15 protein-coding genes and 1 pseudogene are annotated in these 21,377 nt (G+C 40.8%); 6 read left to right on the plus strand and 10 right to left on the minus strand.

The window, feature by feature from the left end:
- Positions 1–41: 41 nt before the first annotated feature.
- The 3 genes from hsdR (at position 42) to H5164_RS14610 (ending at position 5,196) form a co-directional block, all read left to right on the plus strand.
- Positions 42–2,603: an EcoAI/FtnUII family type I restriction enzme subunit R gene (gene hsdR / locus H5164_RS14600; protein WP_182756850.1), complete on the plus strand. Its 2,562-nt coding sequence runs from the start codon at positions 42–44 to the stop codon at positions 2,601–2,603.
- Positions 2,604–4,151 (plus strand): hypothetical protein, encoded by a 1,548-nt coding sequence (locus H5164_RS19955; RefSeq protein WP_220492714.1) that lies wholly within the window; start codon positions 2,604–2,606, stop codon positions 4,149–4,151.
- A gap of 64 nt (positions 4,152–4,215) precedes the next feature.
- Positions 4,216–5,196: a restriction endonuclease gene (locus H5164_RS14610; protein ID WP_182756852.1), complete on the plus strand. Its 981-nt coding sequence runs from the start codon at positions 4,216–4,218 to the stop codon at positions 5,194–5,196.
- Here the strand turns inward: H5164_RS14610 and H5164_RS14615 are convergent.
- On the minus strand, positions 5,193–5,516 hold the full coding sequence (locus H5164_RS14615) for a helix-turn-helix domain-containing protein (RefSeq protein ID WP_182756855.1): 324 nt from the start codon (positions 5,514–5,516) through the stop codon (positions 5,193–5,195). The two genes, H5164_RS14610 and H5164_RS14615, sit on opposite strands and share 4 nt — an antisense overlap.
- 221 nt (positions 5,517–5,737) lie before the next feature.
- Between H5164_RS14615 and H5164_RS14620 the strand changes: the two genes are divergently transcribed.
- Positions 5,738–6,274, plus strand: coding sequence for a hypothetical protein (locus H5164_RS14620; protein ID WP_182756857.1), 537 nt, complete (start codon positions 5,738–5,740; stop codon positions 6,272–6,274).
- An 11-nt stretch (positions 6,275–6,285) separates the two neighbouring features.
- Here H5164_RS14620 and H5164_RS14625 read toward each other — a convergent pair whose 3' ends face one another.
- The 4 genes from H5164_RS14625 to H5164_RS14640 all read right to left on the minus strand — a co-directional run bounded on the left by H5164_RS14625 (position 6,286) and on the right by H5164_RS14640 (position 10,818).
- Positions 6,286–7,323: a TniB family NTP-binding protein gene (locus H5164_RS14625; protein ID WP_182756859.1), complete on the minus strand. Its 1,038-nt coding sequence runs from the start codon at positions 7,321–7,323 to the stop codon at positions 6,286–6,288.
- Positions 7,320–9,173, minus strand: a complete 1,854-nt coding sequence (locus H5164_RS14630) for a Mu transposase C-terminal domain-containing protein (RefSeq protein ID WP_182756862.1) — start codon at positions 9,171–9,173, stop codon at positions 7,320–7,322. Before H5164_RS14630 ends, H5164_RS14625 begins: the two co-directional genes overlap by 4 nt.
- Positions 9,170–9,703, minus strand: a complete 534-nt coding sequence (locus H5164_RS14635; RefSeq protein WP_259396819.1) for a TnsA endonuclease N-terminal domain-containing protein — start codon at positions 9,701–9,703, stop codon at positions 9,170–9,172. The genes H5164_RS14630 and H5164_RS14635 overlap by 4 nt, the downstream gene beginning before the upstream one ends.
- Positions 9,704–10,035: 332 nt before the next feature.
- Complete coding sequence (locus H5164_RS14640; RefSeq protein WP_182698301.1) at positions 10,036–10,818, minus strand: class I SAM-dependent methyltransferase; 783 nt, start codon at positions 10,816–10,818, stop codon at positions 10,036–10,038.
- Positions 10,819–10,948: 130 nt separating this feature from the next.
- Between H5164_RS14640 and H5164_RS14645 the strand changes: the two genes are divergently transcribed.
- Positions 10,949–11,794, plus strand: coding sequence for a 23S rRNA (adenine(2030)-N(6))-methyltransferase RlmJ (locus H5164_RS14645; protein ID WP_124016746.1), 846 nt, complete (start codon positions 10,949–10,951; stop codon positions 11,792–11,794).
- Between the two features lie 261 nt (positions 11,795–12,055).
- Here H5164_RS14645 and H5164_RS14650 read toward each other — a convergent pair whose 3' ends face one another.
- The 5 genes and pseudogenes from H5164_RS14650 to H5164_RS14670 all read right to left on the minus strand — a co-directional run bounded on the left by H5164_RS14650 (position 12,056) and on the right by H5164_RS14670 (position 19,763).
- Positions 12,056–13,414, minus strand: coding sequence for a M28 family peptidase (locus H5164_RS14650; protein ID WP_404948431.1), 1,359 nt, complete (start codon positions 13,412–13,414; stop codon positions 12,056–12,058).
- A gap of 91 nt (positions 13,415–13,505) precedes the next feature.
- Positions 13,506–14,129, minus strand: a pseudogene (locus tag H5164_RS14655) (lytic transglycosylase domain-containing protein); the annotation flags it as partial.
- 361 nt (positions 14,130–14,490) lie between these two features.
- Positions 14,491–15,030: a hypothetical protein gene (locus H5164_RS14660; protein ID WP_124016744.1), complete on the minus strand. Its 540-nt coding sequence runs from the start codon at positions 15,028–15,030 to the stop codon at positions 14,491–14,493.
- 419 nt (positions 15,031–15,449) lie between these two features.
- Positions 15,450–18,605 carry an efflux RND transporter permease subunit gene (locus H5164_RS14665; protein ID WP_182741125.1) on the minus strand — a complete coding sequence of 1,052 codons (3,156 nt, stop codon included), beginning with the start codon at positions 18,603–18,605 and terminating at the stop codon, positions 15,450–15,452.
- Positions 18,606–18,614: 9 nt separating this feature from the next.
- Complete coding sequence (locus H5164_RS14670; RefSeq protein WP_124016742.1) at positions 18,615–19,763, minus strand: efflux RND transporter periplasmic adaptor subunit; 1,149 nt, start codon at positions 19,761–19,763, stop codon at positions 18,615–18,617.
- A 972-nt stretch (positions 19,764–20,735) separates the two neighbouring features.
- Between H5164_RS14670 and H5164_RS14675 the strand changes: the two genes are divergently transcribed.
- A complete protein-coding gene (locus H5164_RS14675) occupies positions 20,736–21,353 on the plus strand; it encodes a TetR/AcrR family transcriptional regulator C-terminal domain-containing protein (RefSeq protein WP_124016741.1) in 618 nt (205 codons plus the stop codon).
- Positions 21,354–21,377: the final 24 nt, after the last annotated feature.

The following is a 21,377-nucleotide window of genomic DNA, read 5'->3' on the forward strand; positions in this document are numbered from 1 at the left end:
AGTTGTTAATAATGGAAATTAGCCAATAAGGATGTATAGCTATGCCGATGAATGAAGCCGATACCAGAGCCAACTTGATTGACCCCAAGCTCGTTAAGGCTGGCTGGGGTGAAATTGATGCGAGCTTCATTCGCCGTGAGGTAACCATTACTCAAGGGCGCATTATTGGTGGTGGCAAACGTGCAGCAAGTCTCAGCAGCGACTATGTGTTGGAATACCGTGGCCGTAAACTAGCCGCCGTTGAAGCGAAAAAAGAACAGTTAAGCTATACCGAAGGCGTGCGCCAAGCAAAAGACTATGCCCAACGATTACAGTGCCGTATTGCTTATGCCACCAATGGCCGTGAGATATATCAAATCGATATGGCCAGTGGTGTAGAGGAACTAGTAGAGCGCTTTTTAAGCCCTGATGAGCTATGGGCGCTAGCCTTTGATCCTGCATTTAGTACCGATGCTAACGCAACCGAACCAAACTACACACCTATTTGGCGCGAACGTTTTGCGCAAATTCCTTTTGAGTGTAAAGGTGATTGGCAGCCTCGTTATTATCAAGAAAACGCCATCAACAATGCCTTAGAAGCCATAGCCAAAGGCAAACCTAAGGTATTATTAACCTTAGCAACAGGCACAGGTAAAACCTGTATTGCCTTTCAAATTGCATGGAAGCTATTTCAAAGTCGCTGGAGCTTACCAGCGCAAAAGCACCCAAGTGCAGCAAAGAAACGTCCACGAATATTGTTTTTAGCCGACCGCAATGTGTTGGCCAACCAAGCCTTTAACGATTTTGGCGCTTTTGGTGACGATGCGCTGGTGCGCATGACACCTGCAGATATTCGTAAGCGTGGCGGTGTGCCTAAAAATGCCTCTATCTTTTTTACCATCTTCCACACATTTATGAGTGGACCAAACAAAGATATTGAAGAAAAAGAAGACGGTGAAATAACCCAAGACGACGATGCTTATTACAAGCACTACCCAGCTGACTTTTTTGACCTAGTTATCATTGATGAGTGTCACCGCGGTGGTGCGAATGATGAAAGCTCATGGCGCGACATTCTTAAGCATTTCTCACTTGCTGTTCAACTCGGATTAACGGCCACGCCTAAGCGTACCGACAACACCAACACTTACGCTTACTTTGGCGATGCGGTTTACAGCTACACCCTCAAACAAGGCATTAATGATGGCTTTTTAACTCCGTTTAAGGTTTACCCCATTGTCGGCACCATGGATGAGTATGTTTATACCCCTGGTGATGGTGTTGTTATACAAGGTGATCCAGAGCCTGGTAAGCTTTATAGAGAAGGCGACTTTAACCGTATTATTACCATCCCCGTGCGCGAGCAAAAACGTGTGCATTACTGGATGGATAAATTTAATCCAAAAGAAAAGACCATTGTGTTTTGCGCCACACAAGAACATGCGGGAAAAGTACGCGATGAAATTAATCAATACGCTAGGCAAAAAGGCTGGACGACCAATACAAATTATTGTGTTCGCATCACGGCTAATGACGGTAAAGACGGCGAGAAAGATTTAGAAATATTCAAGGATAACGAGAAGACCATTCCGACGATTTTAACCACATCGCGCAAGCTGTCTACCGGTGTTGATGCCCGTAATGTGCGTAATATTGTGTTAATGCGCCCTTGTAATAACATGATTGAGTTTAAGCAGATTATTGGTCGTGGCACTCGGCTATATGATGGTAAGGACTTTTTTACCATTTACGACTTTGTAAAAGCCCATCATAATTTTGCCGATCCTGAATGGGACGGCGAACCGGAACCAACGCCACCTTGTGAAACATGCCATGAAAGCCCTTGTGTTTGCCAACCTGAACCCTGTTCAATTTGTGGCTTTACACCTTGCAACTGCCCTGACGAGCCATGTGCTGAGTGCGGGAACGAGCCCTGCACTTGCGAGCAACCACCATGTACCAAATGCGGCTTAAGCCCTTGCATCTGCCAACCAGAGCCTTGTGGTGAATGCGGTAACCAACCATGTACTTGCGGCAGCACTGAAAAAATAGTGATTAAACTGTCTGACGGCAAAGCGCGGCAAATATTACATATTTCATCCGTTATGTACTGGCATGGTGGTAAACCTGTTACCGGTAAAGAACTAGTTGAAAGCCTATTTGGCGATATGCCGCAGTTCTTCAAAGATGAAGATCATTTACGCGCAATATGGAGCAATCCAGATACCCGTGAACAACTATTGTTAAACCTCTCAGAAGCCGGTTACGACCACGAAAAGCTTGAAGGGATGAAAGACCTCATCGATGCTAAGCAAAGCGATGTATACGATGTACTGAAGTATGTCGCGTTTGCCAGTGAGGTTCACACAAGACAGGAGCGAGCCAACAACGCTAGACCCGCTATCGTGCAGTCGTTTGGGGATTATAAACAACAAGAGTTTATCAACTTCATCTTGAGTAAATACATCGAAGATGGTGAAGATGAGCTTTCACCCAAAAAGATGCGCAGCTTGTTGGACCTGAAATACAACAACATCAATGACGCCATAGCCGAGCTAGGCACACCTTTAATTATTCGAGATACCTTTATTGGATTTCAGAAGCATTTGTATGGGGATTACTAAGTGGGCGCTAACGGTTTTCTAACAGTATTAGCACTTCTGGTTGCTGGTTACAGCTTATTATCTGATATAAAAAGGTTAGATTTTAAACTTCGAGTCTCTAAATTTGACTATCTAATGGTTATAGGCTTAATAGGGGCTATTTTGATAGTAATTTATTCTCCTGTGATCCTTAGTTTTAAGGTAATCGAGCCCATTGGGTGGTATTGGGGTTTTGACGAAGAAACCATGTCATTTTCTTGCTTAACTATATTGATTTTGTTATTTATCTACAAAGTCTTAGGAAATAAGATCCCTACTAGCAATTTTGAGTTGTGGGCCTGTTCATCCGAAAGATTACTACGTGAGAAAAAATTTACTGAGCTAGGTTTCCTTTTAGAAAAGTATCACAATCAAATCTTTGAGATAATCGATACTGAAGTCTGGTATGTACAGGCACATAATGCTCTTCACCCGCCAAGAGCCATTTTTTCTCCGACATTTATATCTAAGAAAAATGTCTATCACCCCTTTGCAGACTATTTTCGGCTACAACTTACCAAACTTTTTCCGGCTAATTGTAAGACACAGGACGTTGTGGAAGTGTCGCTGTCTCGTATTCTAAAATCAAAATCTTTTGTGATTTTCTTAACAGAAGGATATCCAATTGTTGCAGCTAAAGCATCAGAATTAAGATTTCGAGATCATGATGAATATACTAAAATTTTATTTGAAGCTCTTATTTCTAAGTCTTCTAGCCCCTTATATCGTGAGTTACGAGATAATCAAAATTGCTCCTATACTGGAGAATATTACTTAGATGAAAGTAACGCGTTGTTGAATTTTTACTTGAAAGACATCTCAATTGCTCACAAGTTAAGTATGTATAAACCGATTGGTGATTATGTATTGGAATATATAAAAGCTCATAAAGGGAAAGATGACTTTTATAATCAACCTAATGACAGATTTTCTGAAGGTGAAAGTCGTTGGGAGAGCCCAATTTTTATTGGCACTTGCTTCTTTGAAGTGATGATTTCTCAGGCTATTTCCCAAAGGTATAAAGACCACATGTGGTTGATGTACTGTGACTCCTTTATAGGCGGAATTCTAAACAGTCTTGATCGTAGCTCAGAAGTCGATATGGATAGAGAGTTTCCATCTAGATATGACTACCTCATTTATAACCTATTTTCAGCATGTGACAGATGGGTTGGCGCTGTGGAACATGTAATTAATCAGCCTAAGCCTTTTAAGAACCCTCAACATTATCCTGAGTACTGGGCAGCGAAAACTCTTGGAAGCATGCTTAGAAAGATCATTAAATCAGACAAAATGGATAACCATCAAAAAGACTACTTTCTCGATATAGTCCTCAGAAGAATGAGAAACCTAGATCACAAAGATTTTCAAGTGTATTCAACGTTGATTATTGATAATTGTATTAGACCTGCAGAGTATTCAGCCGTTGATCATGATGTAATAGCTATATTGCACCAACTATATAGAAATACTGACCATGTATTGAAATCTCATACATCAACATTTGAAGTTGAAATGGGAAAATATTAATTAAAAATATTGCAGTAGCCGTTAGTCTGGCTGACCAATAATCATTCTTGCAAGAGTTATCAAAATGACCATTCCAAAATTTAATGAAATTATGCCCGTAGCCCTTGAGTTACTTGCTAAGAATGAAGCAATGAATTGGCGTTCACTTGAAGCACCACTTGCACATATTATGGGGCTTTCACAAGAGGAAGTTGAAGCCGAGTATGATTCGGGAAATGGTGCTATTTTCTTGGATAGGGTCACTTGGGCATTAAGTGCACTTGGTAGAGCAAAATTAGTTGAACGCCCCAAAAGAGGCTTTTATCAAATAACCAAACTAGGTCAAACTTATCTTGATCGTAAAGACAAAATATATCCACTAGTTAAAGAAGTTGATGCTAGGAAACGTTTGCTTAATAAAGATAAAAGACAGAATGAACATGTATCGAACGAGCGCCTCGACAACTCAAATGCCTATAGAGAAACAGAAAGTCAAAAGCTAATAGACTCAACGCCTTCAGAGGCATTAGATATTGCATTTAGTGAAATACTAGAATCTAGATACGAATTGATTTTAGACACTATCCTAAGTAAAACACCCACTGAATTTGAGCATTTAGTTGTCAAATTATTAGGAAAGATGGGTTATGGGGATCAAGTATCGAATTCAGGATTTGTCACTCAATCAAGTAATGACGGTGGCATCGATGGTGTCGTTAAAGAAGATGTGTTGGGGTTTGGCCGCATTCATATTCAAGCCAAGCGATATGCTAGAGAAAATAGTATTAGCCGTGAAAATATACAAAACTTTGTAGGGGCTTTAGCAGTTGCGCAATCCAACAAAGGTGTTTTCATTACGACTTCACGCTTTACTAAGGGAGCTTCTGAATACGCAACAAGCCTCAATGGCAGTACAAACCTTGTTTTAATTGATGGGGTGCAACTTGCAAAATATATTTATGACTACAGCCTTGGCATGCAAACAGAAAGGGTTATAGAAATCAAAGAACTAGATGCTGACTTTTGGGACAGAATGAAAAATGAGGTATCAACCGATTTAGTTTAACTTATAGGTTTATCCATTTTAACTTTTTTAACTAAATCTATCTTTTCCTCTTCACTCATATTCTCAAGTAAGCACAGCAATTCTGCTGTGCTTTCTGACTCACAAAAAAAGTAAGCCACAGGTACACCTAGCTCATCAGCCATGGCCTTTAAGGTGGTGTAGTCAGGAGTATGCTTGCCTTTTTCGTAATGATTCATGCGTGCACTTGCCGTACCTGGTTCCATTCCTAATTGAATGCCAAGTTGCTTCTGGCTAATGCCTTTAGCTGTTCGAGCTTGCTTGAGCCTATGCGGCAGCGGGTTGATCTGTTTTTCTGACACGAGTTCATTATTGTTGATTCCTAGATAACTTAGATTGTCTTAGTTTTTCCCCTTAAGGTATACTAAGTAATCCTTAGTCTTTTAGGTCTTGTTGTCAAGTTATAACCAATACATTGGCTATAACTTGCTATTTCCCTGAAGATGAAAGATAAGATTTTATGACAATTTAAGTCATGAGAAATTATGTTAACTATTGAAATAACTAACAATTGGTAAGTATTGTGTCTAAATCAATGATCTGTATTAATGAAGTATTATTTAACGTTTTAATCGATGAGAATTTTGAACAAACAACGGTTAATGACTTAAAAAAAAGATATCTAATTTTTTGTCCGCAAGTCAGTAATAGAGATGCGGGACAGTTGATTCATAGAACATTACGTAAACTGTGTAAGCAGAATTTTTTACATAGAAATAATCAAGATAAAATAGCGACTTATCATAAAACCTGCTTTTTCGATAAAACGCGCCTACAAGCAACAAATAATAATATTAAATCAATAGGCCGCCCAAGGACTAGTAAGGTGTCAAGTCATTCCAATCTGCTCAATACTACTCTTCATCAATACCAATTCGATCTCATTAGCTCAACCAGTGAAGCTGAAGAGCTAAAAAAACTGCTCAATAAACTACCCAATATGGAGCAAAAAATTTACCCACGAATTGTCGAAGCTCGAAATCAAAGTTATATGTTTATAGGAAAGATTAAAGCAGTAGAGGCTTGTTTAAGCGCCTTAAAGAATGATGGGCAGCATTAGTTCTGAATGGCTTATTTACTCAGTAACTTAGTTAAGGCAACAGGGACTGAAAATAGCCTTGCAGATAGCATCTCGTTACTCGCTAATGCGTTTTGATTGTAAGTGGAATATCGTGTTATTTCAGATATTTTGATTTGCTCTATCGGCAGAGTGAATGGATTATCTTTTAACTGTATTTGCTCATTACCGACGTCATCAAATAAGCACAATTTATTGAATGCTGCTACTAAATATTGATTATCCAGAGTTATAGCATTATCCATTAAGGCTATTTTTAATGACTCTGTTAATAGGTGTTTTAACGCTCTATTTTCACCCCTACATGCAGCAAATAATGCGACTGTGGTATGTGTAGCTTCAAGTTTTGGCGGTTCGTTAAATGGCATGTATTTCGCCAATCCCATAAGATATTGACGAAAATACTTACTGTCTTTTTGAAGGCTAAAATATTCAAGCTTTCTTCGGCGTATTAACCGAGATGACCATTGCGGCTCTTCTGCAATTTGCACTGCCCATGGCATACCCACTAACACAATAGGCACCTTGGCTTCTTCGCTTATATACTTCAATGCATTTGCAATTAATTGTCGTTCTTGAACGGTTTTAAACTCTATCAACTCTTGAAACTCATTGATGATAAGCAGCTCAACCTCTGCCCTAACCAAACTAACGACAAGCTTTTTGGTCAAGTCAGTCTCATAACCACGCTTTTTTCTTTGGTGACTACCAAACAACTCAAGATCCATTAATATTTGAGTTAAAGTTGCATCTAACCCTTTTCCACTGGATATACGGCTCACTAATACAGGAATGGATTGACGACTGTAATTCTGGCTAGCGAAGACACGTTTTTTGTAGTGATTTATCAGATGGCTTTTGCCTACACCGGTATCACCCGTTAATAGCATGCATTGTTGATCAGATTGAAAATGACGATTTAATCTTAACTCATCAAAATCGTTAAAAATGGTTTTAACTTGTGGATGAAGCACAATGCAGTCACTAAATATTTGTAATTGCTCAATCTGAGCAGAACTCAAGGTCTTCATTCAAAAGCCTCTAAATCATCATCCCAATTATCAAAAACATTGATTTGTTTAGTTTCTGATTTATTAGGTAAAAATAAGTTTAGCTCCTCTGTATTTAAATTAATCGTCCCTTGACCTGTATTGCTGATATCGGCTAACTGAGCCTGTTTTTTTACTGCTGAAATTTTAGCTTTTGTTTTGGATGCAATAAATGCTTCTTGCTCTTGTTTAACTCGCGCATGAATTGCCATACGGGCTTTAGCTAGCCCCAAATTATCTTTGCCTTCCCGAATCACCTCACGATTAATTTGCTTAATCACCTTATGCTCATGGAGGCTCAAGCCATTGGTATAACCACTATTGTCAGTACAGGGGACTTTAAGATAACCGCCTAATTCCTCAAGATATACATGGATACTTGATAGATCATCAGGGTCGATTTTAATCAGTTTTTTTATTGTGTCTTTAGTTTGTGGGTAGCGTTTACGATAATCAGCCAATGCCGTTGAGTCATACATTAGATCTGCAAATTTAAAGCCATTTCTGGTTAAAGTACGCTCATCTGAAATACCCATTAAAACAGTGAATCGCTGTTCGTCCTCTGTGCTCATTTTTAATGGCGGGTAAATATCAAAGCCATGTTGCCACTGTTTGATGGGGATACGCGTTTCGCGTGAGTTTGAATCTTGATGATATATATCCACAATCCAACGATGGAATTCTTCAACAAAGGTAGAAAAGCGCATAATGGCGTCTTTTTCAGGTTTATAGTCCTCTTTTGCAAGGATATTCGAGAAAGTCTTACCAGGTAACTCAGTTAAAAAGCATTCGTTTATCATCCCGAAGAAACGCTCTACAAATGGCTTCAACCAAGGTTTGCGAACGGGATTATATTGAATGTTTATACCGGCTTCTTTACAGGCATGCTCTAAACTTTTTGACCAAAACTCAGCTCCATTATCCACAACGAGGTTTTCAAATTTACCAAAGCAAGGCCACTCATTTTGAAGTTCGATATTAAGACCTTCAAATGATTTTGGTTTTATTGCATGCACGATTGCTTTGGCTGCTGAAACATATGAGGGCGAGCGATAACTTAAGTGGAACCCCAAAACACAACCACTAAAAACATCGATGATTAAGGTTAAATAAGGCCTGCCTAGTGGGATAGATAACTCATCATCAAGCAGGATTAGATCAAGTGGTGTGTGATCAATTTCTACACGCTCTAATATTCGCGTTGGGGGTATATGTGATGAGCAATAAGCAAACCATTGATCTGCTTTAAATTTACCATGCCGCGCCACTGCAACAGGATAAGGAGGTAGTGACTTTATTCTTTGATTAAAGCTTTTGTAAGAAATGATAGGAATTTGTCCATCAACAATGTTTTCATTCTCAATGGTTATCGCGTCTTTATAGTATTGATATGCTGTAGATACTTTAGGTCTTTTTGCATCTAAAAAACGAGTCAGTGCTTGCTCAAAAAATGCTTCATCACCCTGAACTCGACTTGTTCTGTTGCCCATTTTATGGCGTTTAGCGACTAATGATGCAAGATCGCCGTTACTGTCAATGTAGCTTTTACGCCAACGGACTAACGTTCGCCAGTTAGGTCGCTTGTCCATGTTTGTAGTAAAAAGTGTATCAAGAATTGGGTCTAAATTTTTTTGAGTCCATCCACCAGTGATTGTTTCTTCGATTAAAGCAATGAGCTGGTATTTATCGAGTGCTTTGTCTCTTAAAAATTCAGGGAAGGTATCTAAATCTCGCCTCACTAACCCTACATCGTCTAATTTCACATATTGAATAGGTGTATCGGGCTTCTTAACTAATTCAGACTCACTGAATTCATCCTCGAAGTCCATCATTCAATGCACCATACCGAAGGGTTACAAGTAAGATCATCCTGGTTTAAGTTGGTCTTGATTAATCCTTTATGTATCAGAGAATAAAGATATGACCTAGCCTCACCTAATGATAATGATTGTTTTATTGCGACATCATTTACACTTATTTTTCCTGTTCGTTTTATAAGCTTAAGCAATTCAATTTGAATAGTATTTAAGCCATAGATACCTGAATAGCGGTGCAATATTTTAAGGTTGTTTAGAATAGGATTTACGCGGATTTGACGTTCTGTTACCAAGATAAGATCTGCTCCCAAGGTCTGAGCGGCCGCTTTCTTGGCTACAAATTTAGATCTAAAGATTGGATCGAATGTTTTGCTATAAGGTTTGTATTCATGGAACTTTACAGTCCCATCGATAAAGTGAACTATCGCATCAGGTGTATAGGGCAATCTTTTGCCCTCAAAATCGTAATAAAACCCTTCAGGCTGGCTACCAAACACATCTATACAATCATTATATTCATGATGAAAGCACGCATCAAACTCCAATGAACTCTCACACATTATCGTTTCACTAACTTTTGCGCTAGCGAATTTAAATACGTTTTTGTTCGGTGATGGTTTGCGTAAGCTTCTTATATACATGAGTTAAATTCGCACGAATAAAGTACGTTTAGTGTACTAATATGCAAAAATTTGTCAATGTATGGGTTATTAATCGCTCAAGATACTGATATTAAAGAAAATGGTTTTTGTAATATAATTACAAAAACCATTTTATGTCATTGAATGGGTTAAATTTGTCAAACTATGGGTGCATTATGTCAATGTATGGGTTCAGCGACAACCTAAAACACTAATATTCGATGTTCGACTTGATGCTATTTCATCGCGGATTTGATGTATAAATCGAAGCGATTTTTTTTAGTTTCAATCACAGAATGCGGCTTTACACCGTCTAAATCCTCAGCGTAATCAGGGCGTTTTACAACAACACGTTTGGTGGCTAATGCGATAGCAGGTGCCAGTAATCCATCGGCATCAAGATCAGCCCCAACTAAGGTTTGGAATACTCGCATTTCTTTTTTTACCAGCGCTGACTTTTCACGGTGTGGGTACATGGGATCAAGGTAAACCACATCAATCTCGCTGACGTTAGTGCTCGTTTTCACCGCATCGGCTAATGCATTCAGGCTAGAACCATGGAACAAGCTCATACGCTCATGCATCCATTGGCCAATTTCAGCATCATCATACGCGCGGCGTAAACCGTCTTCGAGTAGCGCGGCAACTACAGGGTTTCGTTCAACCATAATGACTTTACAACCTAGGCTGGCCAATACAAATGCATCACGGCCTAAGCCGGCAGTTCCATCCACAACCGTTGGCGTTAAGCCTTGTTTTAATCCAACCGCTTTGGCGATAGATTGACCTCGCCCGCCACCAAACTTGCGCCGATGAGCAACCGCACCAGAAACAAAATCAACACTTATGCCGTCTAGTTTAGGCTCATCTCGTTTATGCAAACTTAGGCAGTTTTGCTCAAAGCGCAATTCAAAAGCAGCATGCTGGTCCCACACAAGCTGCCAGCGCTGGGCAATATCGACTAATGAAGGATACTGCTGATTAAAGAAGATAGGTGTCTGCAACAAGATGATTACCATGCCAATATAAGAAACTACGCCATTATGCCAAAAGCCATCACCAGTGAACACCTATACCTCGCGCGCTAGAAAACTTATAATGTCGTTATTACACAGTTTTTGCTGTCTCATTTAGTAAATGGAAATGCCCATGCTCAGTTATCGCCACGGTTATCATGCAGGCAATTATGCCGATGTGCTTAAGCACTCAATGCTTATTCAAGTATTAAAAGCGATGCAGAAAAAAGATAAACCTTATGTGTATATCGATACTCATGCAGGTGCCGGCGCCTACTCATTGACCGATGAGTTTGCTCAGAAAACGGGCGAGTATTTAGACGGCGTGGCTAAATTATGGGACCACGCAAATTTACCTACGGCATTGGCTGATTACGTTGAGACAGTAAAGCACTTTAACGCTGAATTTGATGGTGAATTAACGGTTTACCCTGGTTCACCTGCGATTGTCGATGTCGAACTGCGTCCACAAGATCGTATGGTATTGCACGAACTGCATGTTACTGACCACGAGTTACTGGAAAATTATTTCATTGACGACAAGCAAGTAAAAGTCATTCGAGGCGATGGTTTAAAAGGATTAATTGCCGCGGTTCCTCCATTAGAGCGCCGTGGAGTAATATTAATTGATCCCAGCTATGAAATGAAAACTGACTATCAGGATGTGGCTGAAACCATTATTAAAGCTCATAAACGTTTTGCAACTGGAACATTTGTTTTATGGTATCCAGTGGTAAAACGTGAGCAAACAGAAGCTATGTTAACCTTGCTAAAAAACAGCGGAATTAAAAAACAGTTGCGTATTGAGCAAGCCGTTAGCGCTGACAGTGACGAGTTTGGCATGACAGCTGCTGGCTTATGGGTCATTAACCCACCTTGGCAATTAGATGTGTTAGCTAAAGAAGCATTAGATTATTTAACCCCATTATTAGGTCATGCCGATGGCCATACGACTGTGAAGTGGGAAGTCGGTGAATAATTTACCCTCTGCAGGGTTTATGTTGCTGTAGCGTGTAAATGATTTAGTAGCTAAAATTATTTAACGCCGTTATTAAATCTAGGTCATGCCGATGGCCATACGACTGTGAAGTGGGAAGTCGGTGAATAATTTAGCCTCTGCAGGCTTTATGTTGCAGTGCAATGTGAAGAATGATTACTGATAGTAGATAATAGAAAATGCCCAAACCGCAGCAACGGTTTGGGCATTTTTGTTGGTTATCTTCAAAGCTGTTACTGAGCGTTATTTAAAGAATGCACCTGCTGCACCCGGAAACACCACTGGGCTGACATTGCCATTCGCGGCAACGCTGGCCACGCCATATAAGTAATTATCGATAACCATATTATCCAACGTGAACTGATTAACCTTGCCGACATAGCGACTGTGAGTCCATTGTGGCACTGTGGTTAAACGCCAATAGACGCGATATCCAACAACAGTTTTATCATCACTTTTTGCCCAACTTAAGGTGGTACTCGGTGATACTTGCCCTGCAATGGTAACCTTGGTTGGCGGTGCTGGTGCCCACGCTTGAGACGCTAAGCTCAGTGCATTAAGTGCAGTCAATTTGGCTGTAAAGTCAAAATCGACACCTTTAATCACATCACCATACGCAATGCCATCTTCAACGCGAATATCTTGATGCTGACGATTATAGTTCTCGTTGGTTTCCATAATCCGTACGGCAGGCAAGCCAGCCTGATTAAACGGTAAATGATGTCCACCACGACCAAAACGGTCGAGGCGATACACTAGCATCACCTCTAAATTAGTCATGTACTGGTCTGCTAACGATTTAATTTTACGGGCTAAATTACGTGAAGCAGAATCATTTTCGCCGCCACTAAAATAGCGTTCTTTGGCTTCATCTGCGGTTTCGGCAATACGTACACCTTCAGAAAACACCCGCACACTACTGTTATTCACCACGCCATTAATGCCTGATATATTGCCAATCATGTCATTATTTAATACTGCTTGAACCTGCCAATTTTGCGCTTTTGCATAGTCAGCTAAAATATTACCGCCATACAGGCCTTGCTCTTCGCCCGACAACGCAGCATAAACGATAGTACCGTTAAATTGATATTTTGATAATACGCGAGCAGCTTCTAGCGCTCCCGCAACCCCCGACGCATTGTCATTAGCGCCAGGAGAAATTGAGCTGGCATCTAATACATCACTGACACGTGAATCAATATCACCGCTCATCATCACTACGCGCTTAGGATCTGTTTGACCACGTTGAATAGCAATAACATTAACCACTTCGGTTGGGTTCGCAATTCGTTTACCTTGAACGGTATCAGCCACAGTCACCACTTCTAAACAGCCGCCACACTCTTTAGATATACGATTAAATTCAGCTTCAATCCAACGTCTTGCTGCACCAATACCCTGGGTATCAGATTGAGTATCAGACAAGGTATGGCGGGTTCCGAAACCGACTAAAGTGCGAATATCTTGCTCAATCCGCTGGGCTTGTGGTGCAGTCGCGATGTCGTATAAACGCACATCTTCTTGCGATGGCGCAGCTGATGATTTATCGGCAGCAACGGCGGGGACAGCTACAGCGCCCAATATCAGTAATCCGGCCATACTAGCAAGGCCATAGCCCTGAGTGAGACGGAACGGGATACGCTTGGAGTGAAGTTTATCAAGTAAATGATTCATTAATAATTACCTTAAATTAACTGGCTAATGCCTTTTGATAGCGTTTTAATAATATTTTTACACGCTTTACATAAGCTTGTGTTTCAGGATAGGGCGGTATGCCGCGGTATTGCATCACAGTAGTCGGGCCAGCATTGTATGCTGCACACGCAAGATCAATGTCGCCGTTGAATTGGCTGAGTAACTGTGCAAGATAACGACTGCCACCGCGAATATTTTGCTGAGCATTAAAAGGATCATCAACGCCCATATCGCTAGCGGTCGCAGGCATTAACTGCATCAAGCCTTTGGCACCCGCTTTTGATAGTGCACCCATTTTGAAAGCCGACTCAGCATGAATAACGGCCCGAATAAGTGCAGGATCCAGCTGATATTGGCGCGCTGCTAAAGCAACATCGGCAGCAAAAGGTGAAGTAAATAATGGAATTTTATACCAATCGATAACCGAGTCGACACGACATGCAAAACATTCATACAACAGCACTTGGTAGTCATCACCCTGCGGTTGTACATCGCTAAATACCATCACGCCATTGGTTTGCTTATATTGGTAAATTTTACGTTTTTCAACGCCTAAATCACTCACGATACCATTGTCGGAATAACTCGCCTTAATGCGCTGCTTACTCGGTACACTGGCCGACGGCTTTAACGGGTAGTCATTCGTTAAAGTGCGCGGCTGCGGTTTTTCATCGACATAGCCTGCTGTTAATGACAATGGATCTTTGATTGAATCAACCTTGCTTCGACTCGTCATCTTATCCATTTCTGATGCCGGAGCGGTGTTTTCTGCAACGGGTGCAGGTTGTGTAGGTTGTAACGATAACTGTTTTTTAACTGCGGCTTGTTCAGGCAAGTACTTAGCTTTGAGTTGTGGCTTGTCAACTTCTTCTACGGCGGGATAAATCACTTGTTTGGCTTGCACCTGCATGTGTAAACCAGCGCAAGCCAACAATCCCATGATACCCAATAGCGTCTGTCGATTACCCCATATCATTGGGTTAGTCCTGCACTTGATCGAATATTGGCATCGGCGCGATACGCGCAAATTTAGCCACAGCAGATCCAGGAAAAATTTTAACACCGCTGTTTAACTCGTCGACGGCTTTGCGGTAAAAATCCTCTGCATGGACAAAATCGAGTTCTAACTGTAAATACTCGGCAAGCTGGTCAGCACACAGTTTGTCTTTATTTACCGTTGATAATAACGCCTCTAAACCTTGATCAATCTGTTGCCACGCAGCAATAGATACCGACAAGGAGCCGCCCGCTACGTTTGATTCTTCTATGGGTTGTTCCCAATCATGTTGGGGCTGCATTTGTTTAAGTTGCAACAATTGAGCTTGTTGATCATCAGTTAGGGGGTGTTGATACGACTTTTTTTCCTGACACAGTTCAGTGAACAACATTAATCTTTTATCAATTTTTGCGTCGATCACTTTCAGCGCTTCAATGGCTGAAGTGCGCTTTTTAAGTAAACTGGCATACCAAAGATAAGCCAGAATAGCGGCTAAAGTGAGGCTAATAAATAGCGCCTGCATGGTGACATCCTTTATTATTGTTATTCACTATCATAATCATAATTTAATCAAAAGTTCATCTTTATCGATGATAGCTTAGCTAAAAAATAACCATTAAAGTATCAGTAAAGCACGAATAGATGTTAATAAGCTGTTTTAATTGACATTTCGACTATAACACAACAAATCTGTACATATGTGACCTAAAACTGCACCGATTAAAATTAAATAGCTAACTTTATCAGATACCTAATATAATTTTAACCAGAGTGTTTTTTAAACATATTTTCAGTTTTCTATTGAATACAAACCCAAATACCGTTTAATAATGCCGACTTAATACCTTTTGAGTCAGCTTTCACTCTCTGTATCTTTTCAAAAACAATAGTCATAAAAAAGCCCAGTTAAACTGGGCTTTTTACAATCAATAATGTAAAAAATTAAATATTTTTTCTATCGTTATCGACTTGTTCATCTTCCTCTTCCGTTGGTTTTTCACGCTTACTGAAAATGCGCTCAACCACCACAAAGAATAACGGCACAAAGAAGATACCTAAGAAGGTGGAGGTCATCATACCGCCCAATACCGCAGTACCGATGGCATTTTGACTACCAGAGCCAACTCCAGAACTAATCGCTAATGGCACAACACCTAAACCAAATGCTAATGAAGTCATTAGAATTGGGCGTAAACGCACACGTACCGCATGTAATGTTGCCTCAATTAGCCCAGATCCTTTTTCGTAATATTCCTTGGCAAACTCGACAATTAGAATGGCGTTTTTAGTCGCCAGGCCCACCGTGGTTAACAGACCGACTTGGAAGAATACGTCGTTAGGTAAACCGCGACCATTCATTGCCAATAGCGCCCCAATAATCCCTAGTGGTACCACTAAAATCACCGATAAAGGCACTGACCAGCTTTCATACAGAGCAGCCAATACTAAGAACACAATTAGGATAGATAAAGCATACAAACTAGGTGCTTGATTACCCGACAAACGTTCTTCGTACGACAAACCATTCCACTCTAAGCCGTACCCTGGAGGAAGCTGCTTGGCCATCTCCTCTAATGCATCCATCGCGTCACCAGTACTATAACCCGGTGCTGTTGAGCCTTGAATATTGACTGCGGGGACACCGTTAAAGCGCTGTAATTGTGGTGAGCCAAATTCCCAAGTACCCGATGCAAATGCCGAAAACGGTACCATTTCACCATTATTGTTACGTACATACCAAGAGTCTAAATCACCGGGTTGCATACGATATTTAGCGTCCCCCTGAACATAAACCTTTTTAACTCGGCCACGGTCAATAAAGTCATTCACATATGACCCGCCCCATGCGGTACCCAGCACGCTGTTGACGCTATTAATATCAATATCTAAAGCACGCAATTTAGCGTGATCAATATTAATTTTGTATATCGGCGCATCTTCCTGACCATTTGGACGAACCCCAACAAGATTCGAGTTTTGTGAAGCCATGCCTAATAATTGATTACGCGCTTCAATTAACTTGGCGTGTCCTTGACCATTTAGGTCTTTCAGGTAGACATCAAAACCATTTGCAGTACCAAGCTCAATCACTGATGGCGGCACAAAGGCAAACACTAACGCCTCTTTAATTTGCGCAAAGTGACCCATGGCTCGTCCTGCCAATGATTTAACATCTTCACCCGGTGCTTCACGTTCAGACCAATCTTTTAAACCCACAAACGCAAGTCCCATATTTTGCCCAGAACCAGCAAAACTGAAACCTGAAACAGTAAAGACTGATCTCACAATGTCTTTTTCTTCAGTAAGATAATAATTAGAAACGTCTTTTAATACCTTAACCGTGCTTTCTTGGGTGGAGTTAGTTGGCAAAATCGCTTGTGTAAACAAGATACCTTGGTCTTCATCGGGTAAGAATGCCGTTGGCATACGTAAGAAAATCCAACCCACAGCAATAACTAAACCAACATAAATCAGCATAACTCTAAAAGAACGCTTAAGAATACTGCCGACACTTGATTCATAACGCGATGTCATTGCATCAAACTTACGGTTAAACCAGCCAAAGAAACCAGTATCTGCGTAGGAATGACCTTTTTCGATCGGTTTTAACATGGTGGCACATAATGCCGGCGTTAACACGATGGCGACAAACACCGATAAAGCCATCGCTGAAACAATAGTAATAGAGAACTGACGATAAATGACCCCGGTAGAGCCAGACATAAATGCCATTGGAACGAACACCGCCGACAAGGTCAAACCGATACCGACTAAGGCACTGGTAATTTGATCCATTGATTTTCGGGTTGCCTCAAGCGGACTTAAGCCTTCTTCAGACATTACGCGTTCAACGTTTTCAACCACAACAATCGCATCATCTACTAGTAAACCAATCGCCAATACCATAGCAAACATGGTTAAGGTATTAATGGTAAAACCGGCTGCAGATAACACAGCAAATGTTCCTAATAACACCACAGGTACAGCGATTGTTGGAATAAGTGTTGCTCTAAAATTTTGTAAAAACAGGTACATGATCAAGAACACCAACACTATGGCTTCTATCAATGTATGCACCACACCTTCGATTGATTGCTCAACGAACGGCGTTGTATCATAGGGATAAACCACCTCAAGCCCTTGAGGGAAAAACTCTTTCATCTCATTAACTTTGGCTTTAATACCCTCTGCAGTGTCTAACGCATTCGCACCGGTGGCTAATTTAAACGCTAAACCAGATGCGGGTTTACCATTATAATATGAGTCTACCGCGTAGCTTTCTGCGCCTAATTCCACTCTGGCAACATCGGCTAGAAAAACGTTGGCGCCCGACGAATCAGATTTAACAATAATTTTCTTAAACTGCTCTGGTGTTTGTAAGCGGCTTTGTGCTGATACCGTCGCGTTAAGCTCTTGACCCGCAACCGAAGGCGCACCACCTAATTGACCCGCTGATATCTGAGCATTTTGCTCACGTATTGCAGCAATGACATCAATACTGGTTAGTTTGTATTGGGTTAACTTAAGCGGGTCTAACCAAATACGCATTGCGTACTGCGCACCAAAAAGTGTCAGTTCACCCACACCAGGTACACGGCTCATTGGGTCTTGTACGTTGGCAGCAACATAATCGGCAATATCGCTTTTCCCCATTGAACCATCAGCAGACACAAAGCCAAGCACCATTAAAAAGCCCGAGCTGGACTTGTTAACTTGTACACCTTGTTGCTGAACTTCAGTGGGTAATAACGGAGTAGCCGCTTGCAGCTTATTCTGAACTTGTACTTGAGCAATATCAGGATCGGCCTCAGCATTAAACGTCAGGGTAATCTTCGCATTACCAAAACTGTCACTGGTCGATGAGATATAACGTAAGTGATCCAGCCCGGTCATGCGCTGCTCAATCACCTGAGTAACCGTGTCTTCCATGGTTTTAGCCGAAGCACCTGGATAGAAAGCACTGATCACCACTGTTGGCGGTGCAATACTCGGATACTGTGCAATGGGCAAGCCTTTAATGGCTAACACACCCGCGAGCATAATTAATAATGCAATCACCCAAGCAAAAATAGGGCGATCAATAAAAAAGCGAGCCATAATGATTCCCTATTTTTGTGGTTGGTCAGCCGTTAACGCCTGAGCTGAAACAGGTGCACCAGGACGAATTTTTTGTAATCCTTCGACAATTAATTTATCGCCAACAGACAAACCATCAACGATGCGCCATTGATTACCAATCACTTCAGCTGTTTTTACCACGCGCATTTCAACATTACTGTCTTGATTAACTATCATTGCGACAGCTTCACCTTTAGAGTTACGTGTAATGGCACGTTGTGGCACTAAAATCGCTTGTGGATCTTGGCCAGCATTGAGCAATGCACGAACATACATACCCGGTAACAGTATTCCGTCTGGGTTAGGAAACTCAGCGCGAAGGGTTACTGAGCCAGTCGTTTCATCAACGTTAACTTCAGCAAATTGAAGAATGCCTTGTTGTTCGTAGGTGCTACCATCTTCAAGGATTAAGGTTACTTTAGCATTTTCACTTTCCAGTAACTGCCCAGAACGTAAGTTAGCTTTTAAACGTAACAGCTGCGCACTTGACTGCACTATGTCGATATTAATGGGATCAAGCTGTTGAATTGTCGCTAACGTATTGCTTTGGTTTGCCGTCACCAAGGCGCCGGCAGTCACTGATGATTTGCCAATACGACCAGAAATCGGTGCTTTAACTTCAGTATATTCAGTGTTAATTGTCGCAGTATTAATCGCGGCTTTAGCAACCACAACCGCAGCTTGTGCTTCTTTATATGCAGCTTCAGTCTCGTCAAAATCTTGCTTACTGATCGCATTGGTTTTAACTAACTTGTCATAACGCGCTGCTTTGGCTTTAGCGGAAGCTAAACCAGCATTGGCACTCGCAAGATCGGCTTGCGCACTTACCAGTGCTGCTTTATAGGTTGCGGCGTCAATTTGATACAGTGATTGACCTTGCTTAACTTCAGTCCCTTCAGTAAAGGCACGTTTAGTGATAATACCTGTGACTTGCGGTCGTACTTCGGCTTCTAAATACGCACGACTGCGGCCAGGTAGCTCAACTTGAATCGCTTGCGAAATCGCTTCAACGGTCATCACGCCAACAGGTGTAGGTGGTCGCGGTTGTTGTGACTGGGCATTTTCATCCCCTTTACCACAAGCGGTAATCCATAATGCAGCAGAAATAACTGCGGCGACTTTCAATGCTTTGTGCATGAGTGCTCCTACTCCAATTTATTTTCAATGTGCGCCACTCGATCTTGAGTAGCCGATTTGAAAATAGCTAATATTAAACTTTAAAATTTTCTGTGTACTTTATCGCATAGGTATAAAATTCAAACAACTTAGCTGATGCGAATAAATTGTAAATAAATAATAAGCTTACGTTATATATACTTAAAAAGTTAAAAAATTGTGCTATTCGAGTGAGTAATAAAACAAGCTCGATCAATTATTTCATTCTTAACACTATTTATTAACATCTCAGCAGGATCAATTTGTGGGTTAACAACCGCACCAATGTTCACCAGTAATACACTAACCTAGTGGTTGTTGATGACAAGCTTATTTAAACCATCAATCTTTTATACTGCAAGCATACTATAGCCAGCATTACTCGCCAGCTTGAGAATTAGCCAACCATTTGAGCATCATTAAAAGTCAGCAAGCTCATATTATATTTAGTTAATTGACTGATACGCCCAAAAGACTCAAACCAATCATGTAATGGTAAATTAAACTGGCTATTTTACTGACTTTATCACCTTAGCATTAACATCAATATGAGTCTGTGAGCATGGCAATGACAACATCTGGATATCGCGTGGTAATTTATTATAGGCGCCCATAGCAAACATGCTGAGTCAAACAGCCAAAAAGAGTCATCAATTTGTAAAAGCCATTAAAATAGCCACTGTTAAACAATATCTTGTGCTATTAGCCTTACATGCCATCAGGCGATTTAATTTCAATGCCCTTTGTGGCTGACTAAGATGATCCTCTGCCACCACCAATAGCTCAAAGCAGTCTGATTAAAAGTTTGAGGAACATAATGATAGTGTTTATCACCCTTAAATCTGCAACTATTTTTAACTATTGCTTCAAAAAGTAAACTACACAGTGTAGTTTAATAATCCATTGTTGAAAAGTAAACTGCTCAGTGTAAAATATTACAATAAGATCGCTTAGATGAAACCAATGAACTCAGAAAAACAAACACGTAGCCAATTAAAACGTGCTGCGATTATAGAGGCCGCCAGAACAACCTTTAAATCATTAGGGGTTACGGCTACCAGTATGGATAAGTTAGCCGAAGTGGCTGGGGTGTCTAAACGAACAGTCTATAATCACTTTGCGACTAAAGAAGCGTTAGTCATGACTTTAATGACTGATTTGTGGGAGCAAGCATTATCTCAACCCACTGTAGCGTATGACGCGCATCAACCTTTAGAAGCACAATTACAGCAGTTAGTACGTGACGATATGGACTACTTACAATCAAAAGAACACATTGAAGTGTCGCGTATGTTAATTGGTCATTTGTTCTATACCACTGAAATGCAGCAAGAATTACAAAAAGTGATCAAAGAAGAGAATGCCATTTTACGTTGGATTAAAGCGGCCACGCAAGATGAGCGATTAAGCGTGACAGATGTCGAGCAAGCGCAAGCAGAATTGCAGAGTTTGATAAAAGGCCAATGTTTTTGGCCATTAATCTTTCAAGTTGAAGAGCCACTGAACGACGAACAAAAACAACAGATTGCCGCCAATATTACTGCCATGTTTTTATGTCGTTATAAGGTTTAACCGCATCGTTTAAAGCATGAAAAA

The sequence above is a fragment of the Shewanella sp. SG41-3 genome (assembly GCF_014164545.1).
GTDB lineage: Bacteria > Pseudomonadota > Gammaproteobacteria > Enterobacterales > Shewanellaceae > Shewanella > Shewanella vesiculosa.

Excerpts from the sequence above, each read along its gene's own strand:
- H5164_RS14660 (WP_124016744.1), bottom strand. The coding sequence starts at position 15,030 with ATGCAGGCGCTATTTATTAGCCTCACTTTAGCCGCTATTCTGGCTTAT.
- H5164_RS14610 (WP_182756852.1), top strand. The coding sequence starts at position 4,216 with ATGACCATTCCAAAATTTAATGAAATTATGCCCGTAGCCCTTGAGTTA.
- H5164_RS14675 (WP_124016741.1), top strand. The coding sequence starts at position 20,736 with ATGAAACCAATGAACTCAGAAAAACAAACACGTAGCCAATTAAAACGT.
- hsdR (WP_182756850.1), top strand. The coding sequence starts at position 42 with ATGCCGATGAATGAAGCCGATACCAGAGCCAACTTGATTGACCCCAAG.
- H5164_RS14625 (WP_182756859.1), bottom strand. The coding sequence starts at position 7,323 with ATGAAGACCTTGAGTTCTGCTCAGATTGAGCAATTACAAATATTTAGT.
- H5164_RS14630 (WP_182756862.1), bottom strand. The coding sequence starts at position 9,173 with ATGATGGACTTCGAGGATGAATTCAGTGAGTCTGAATTAGTTAAGAAG.
- H5164_RS14650 (WP_404948431.1), bottom strand. The coding sequence starts at position 13,414 with ATGGCCGGATTACTGATATTGGGCGCTGTAGCTGTCCCCGCCGTTGCT.
- H5164_RS14645 (WP_124016746.1), top strand. The coding sequence starts at position 10,949 with ATGCTCAGTTATCGCCACGGTTATCATGCAGGCAATTATGCCGATGTG.
- H5164_RS14640 (WP_182698301.1), bottom strand. The coding sequence starts at position 10,818 with ATGGTAATCATCTTGTTGCAGACACCTATCTTCTTTAATCAGCAGTAT.
- H5164_RS14670 (WP_124016742.1), bottom strand. The coding sequence starts at position 19,763 with ATGCACAAAGCATTGAAAGTCGCCGCAGTTATTTCTGCTGCATTATGG.
- H5164_RS14665 (WP_182741125.1), bottom strand. The coding sequence starts at position 18,605 with ATGGCTCGCTTTTTTATTGATCGCCCTATTTTTGCTTGGGTGATTGCA.